This is a genomic window from Bathymodiolus azoricus thioautotrophic gill symbiont (genome assembly GCF_001298715.1).
Classification (GTDB): domain Bacteria; phylum Pseudomonadota; class Gammaproteobacteria; order PS1; family Pseudothioglobaceae; genus Thiodubiliella.
Map to the genome: position 1 here is coordinate 1 of NZ_CDSC02000379.1, position 4456 is coordinate 4456.

Here is a 4456-nt window from a genome sequence, read left to right on the forward strand (position 1 = left end):
CGTTCCAAGAGATCGCAGCAGTAGTTTTGAACCGATTATTATTGAGAAAGAAGCGTACTTGACCGAGCGTTTAAGTGAAGTGGAGGTCGTGGATATTAATTTAAATTTAAGAATGCGGGTAATATTCCAATTCGGATAAAATTTGAGCGTTGACAACTGGGGGGTGAACTATGCTAAGCGCTGAGTATCAAAAAATTCTACAAGAGAACACTTTATTTTCTGAGTTTACTGAGAATGAATTGGCACAAATTAGCAGATTCTCTGCCTTTGTTGAGGTGGATAATCAACAGCGCCTTTTTGAGCAAGGGCAAGTAGCAAAAGACTTTTTCCTATTAATTAGTGGCAAGATGAAGTTGGCGTTTTTGTCTGTAGAGGGGTTTGAAAAGGTGGTTGATGTTATTAAGCCAGGGCATAGTTTTGCTGAAGCAGTCATGTTTTTTAAGCATAAAAAATACCCTTTAAGTGCAAGCGCATTAGGACGTAGTAAGGTATTGCGTATTAATATTGAGTGTTATTTAAAGATACTGGAGGCCTCACCCAAGTCTTGTTTTAAGATTATGGGTAAACTATCACAACGACTGCATTGGGCAACGAGTGAAATTAATCATTTGGTTTTGCATGACGGCAAATATCGATTGATTAAGTTTTTACTTGCCAGCGCAAAAATATCAAACAATGTGGATTTACCCATTGCCAAAAATATCTTAGCATCGCAACTCTCAATTAAGCCTGAAACGCTTTCACGCACACTCAAGGAGCTTTCCGAGCAAGGCTTGATAGTGGTTGACAATAGCCATATTGTGCTGCTAAAACCATCTGAGTTAGAAGATATTATCATTTCTTGAGCGCTTGACTTATATCAATGATCGCCAATAATTGATACAGTATGATTTAACTTGATTGAATTAAATAATGTGAGAGAAATGAAACAACTATTTAAAAAATTAAGTTTAAGTATGGCACTATCGTTGTCATTGTCAAATATTGTTATGGCAGAGGCGGGAGCAGAGTCTTATATTGCCAATATTGGTGTTGAGTCTAACTTAAGAGGTTTGGAGCGTGTCAAGCAAATATTGGTTGCACCTCCTTTCTTGCCAAAACACGAACAGCACTATTCAGGCAAGCCTAGAATTATTGAAATGGAAATGATCATTGAGGAAAAAGAAATTGAAGTCGAACCAGGGGTTTTTGTGCAAGCAATGACCTTTTCTGGTACCAATCCGGGTCCCTTGATGGTAGTACATGAAGGGGATTATGTAGAATTAACACTCAAAAATCCAAAAACTAATTTTCTAGTACATAATATTGATTTTCATGCCTCAACAGGCGCATTGGGTGGTGGCGCCTTAACTAAAGTGGCGCCTGGAGAGGAGGTGGTTTTACGCTTTAAAGCTGACAGACCAGGTACTTATGTTTATCATTGTGCGCCGGGTGGCATCATGATTCCTTACCATGTGGTTTCAGGTATGTACGGAGCCATTATGATTTTGCCAAAAGATGGACTTAAAGACAACAAAGGCAATCTAGTAACTTATGACCGATCCTATTATTTGGGCGAACAGGGCTGGTATGTGCCAAAAGATGCACAAGGCAACTACAAACGCTATCCTAATGCGGTTGCTTCTATGAACGATACTTTAAAAGTGATGAAAAATTTAGTGCCAACACATATTACCTACAATGGAAAAAAAGACGCACTAACGGGTAAAAATGCAATGACAGCCAAGGTTGGCGAGACGGTATTGTTTATTCATTCGCAAGCTAATGAAGATTCACGCATTCATTTAATTGGTGGGCACGGCGATTTGGTGTGGCCAGGTGGTTCGTTTAACAATACACCAACCGTTGATAGAGAAACTTGGCATGTCAACGGCGGTGAGGCGGTGGCTGCAATTTATACCTTTAAACAGCCAGGCATTTATGCTTATGTTAATCATAACTTAATTGAGGCAATTATGCTGGGTGGTGCAGCACATATATCTGTTGAAGGAAAGTGGAATAATGACCTAATGAAACAGGTTAAACCGCCAAGTAAAATTAAATAATAAACTAAAAGAGACTTTAATAAAGATCGTTTTTTTTACTAAGGAGGGTTTTATGAAAAATTATTCAGATTTTTTTACCATTAAAAGATTGTGGATAACACTGGTTGTTAGCTTGGTTTTGTCTTTTTCTGCCTTGTTATATCTTGGTGGGCAGATTTACCAGAAGGCACCACCCATACCAAATGCAGTGCAAATTATCAACGGTGATATTGTTTATAGCAAACAAGATATTGAAGATGGGCAAAACATTTGGCAAGCCATGGGTGGTATGCAACAAGGTTCAATTTGGGGTCATGGCGGTTATTTAGCGCCTGATTGGAGCGCAGATTGGCTGCATCGTGAGGCTTTATCTTTGTTAAATACCATAAAATCCAGTGGTTTTTATTTAAACAATGAATACCAAACACGAGAAGCACATAAAATTATTTTAAAAGATGAAATGCGAACCAATACCTATAACGATATAACAGGTGTGGTTACTATTAGTCAAAATCGTGCCTCAGCAATTATTGAAACACAGCAACATTATATTAACCTGTATACTTCAAATAAGCAAGAATATCAACAACTTCGTGAGGATTATGCCTTTCCAATCAAAATGATTCTTGATGAAGAAAAAGCCAGAAAACTTAGTGCATTCTTTTTTTGGTCAGCATGGGCTGCATCAACCAATCGTCCTGGGGATGATATTACTTATACCAGTAACTGGCCACACGAACCATTAATAGGCAATACACCCCCTCCTTCAGTTTTGTTGTGGAGTATTATTTCAATCTTTTTATTGTTAGCAGGTATTGGTGGCATTGTTTGGTATTACGCTTCTCAATTTGACAAGTGGCGTCAGAATTCAGAACCTGAGCAAGGCATTGCCACAGCTGATTTTATTGAAAATAACAAAGTAACACCTTCAATGAAAGCCACTGCAAAATATTTTTGGGTAGTAACTGCATTATTTGTGTCCCAAGTATTGCTAGGCATTATCACCGCACATTATGCTGTGGATGGGCAGGGCTTGTATGGCATTGATATTGCGGATTATATTCCTTATGTAGTAACTAGAACTTGGCACACGCAGTTGGCAGTTTTTTGGATTGCCACTGCTTGGCTGGCAACGGGGCTCTATGTTGCGCCATTGATTTCAGGGCATGAACCGAAATTTCAGCGTTTTGGTGTGAATTTTTTATTCTTTAGTTTATTGTTAATTGTGGTGGGGTCATTTGTAGGACAATGGCTAGCAGTAAACGGCTTTATTAAGGATTTAACCCTAAATTTTTGGTTTGGACATCAGGGTTATGAATATATCGATTTAGGGAGGTTCTGGCAAATTTATTTATTTATTGGCTTATTGTTGTGGGTGGTTTTATTGTTAAGAGCTTTGTTGCCCGCCTTTAAGGATAAAAATTTAAAATCACTTTTATTTATTGTCGTGCTTGCCACTATTTCTATTGGTTTATTGTATGCTGCTGGTTTTATGTGGGGTAAAAATACTAATTTAAGCGTTATAGAATATTGGCGTTGGTGGGTAGTACATCTTTGGGTTGAAGGTGTGTTTGAGGTGTTTGCCACCGCAATTATTTCGGTTTTGTTTGTGCGTATGGGGCTACTGAGAGCTTCGGTTGCGACTACGATGGTAGTTTTTACCACGATTATATTCTTAGGTGGTGGCGTATTAGGCACTTTACATCACTTGTATTGGAGTGGAACGCCGATTTCGATTATGGCAGTTGGTGCGAGTTTTTCAGCGCTTGAAGTAGTGCCATTAGTGGTGATTGGGTTTGAGGCATATAACCATAAAAAATTAGAAAATCAACAAACTTGGCAAGAAAATTACCATTGGCCGTTTATGTTTTTTAGCGCAGTATTGTTCTGGAACTTGGTTGGCGCAGGTTTGTTTGGTTTTTTAATCAATCCGCCAATTGCTCTTTATTATATGCAAGGTTTGAACATTACTGCTAATCACGGACACGCAGCATTATTTGGTGTTTATGGAATGCTTGGTCTTGGTCTAATGTTATATGCTATGCGTGGTTTAACCGACATAAAGCAATGGGATACTAAACTCTTGAAAATTACTTTTTGGTCGCTTAATATTGGCTTGGCAATGATGACATTTTTATCTTTATTGCCACAAGGCTTATGGCAAACTTATCAAAGTATTTCACAGAGTTATGTCTCTGCACGCAGTGTTGAATTTATGCAAAGTGATATTATGCATGCACTAGTCTGGGCTAGAGTGCCAGGCGATACTATCTTTGCCATTGGTGTGTTTACTTTTGCGTGGTTTGTGTTCAAAGCGTTTGTTGTAAAAAAATAATATTACTTAGTCAGCCCTTAAAAACCACACAAAACATTGATTTATAACAATAAAACCAAGAATAACCCTAGACAAATCAACCAACTTTTGTTAAAAT

The 4456-nt window shown here is 38.1% G+C and carries 3 protein-coding genes; all 3 read left to right on the top strand.

Features of this window, described 5'->3' with window-relative positions; translation table 11 throughout:
• Window positions 1-170 precede the first annotated feature (170 nt).
• The 3 genes from BAZSYMA_RS07355 (at window position 171) to BAZSYMA_RS07365 (ending at window position 4359) form a co-directional block, all read left to right on the top strand.
• Complete coding sequence (locus BAZSYMA_RS07355) at window positions 171-845, top strand: Crp/Fnr family transcriptional regulator (protein WP_090717269.1); 675 nt, start codon at window positions 171-173, stop codon at window positions 843-845.
• Window positions 846-923: 78 nt separating this feature from the next.
• Complete coding sequence (gene nirK, locus BAZSYMA_RS07360; RefSeq protein WP_090717277.1) at window positions 924-2045, top strand: copper-containing nitrite reductase; 1122 nt, start codon at window positions 924-926, stop codon at window positions 2043-2045.
• A gap of 52 nt (window positions 2046-2097) precedes the next feature.
• Window positions 2098-4359, top strand: a complete 2262-nt coding sequence (locus tag BAZSYMA_RS07365; protein WP_090717273.1) for a nitric-oxide reductase large subunit — start codon at window positions 2098-2100, stop codon at window positions 4357-4359.
• The last annotated feature ends 97 nt before the right edge of the window (window positions 4360-4456 follow it).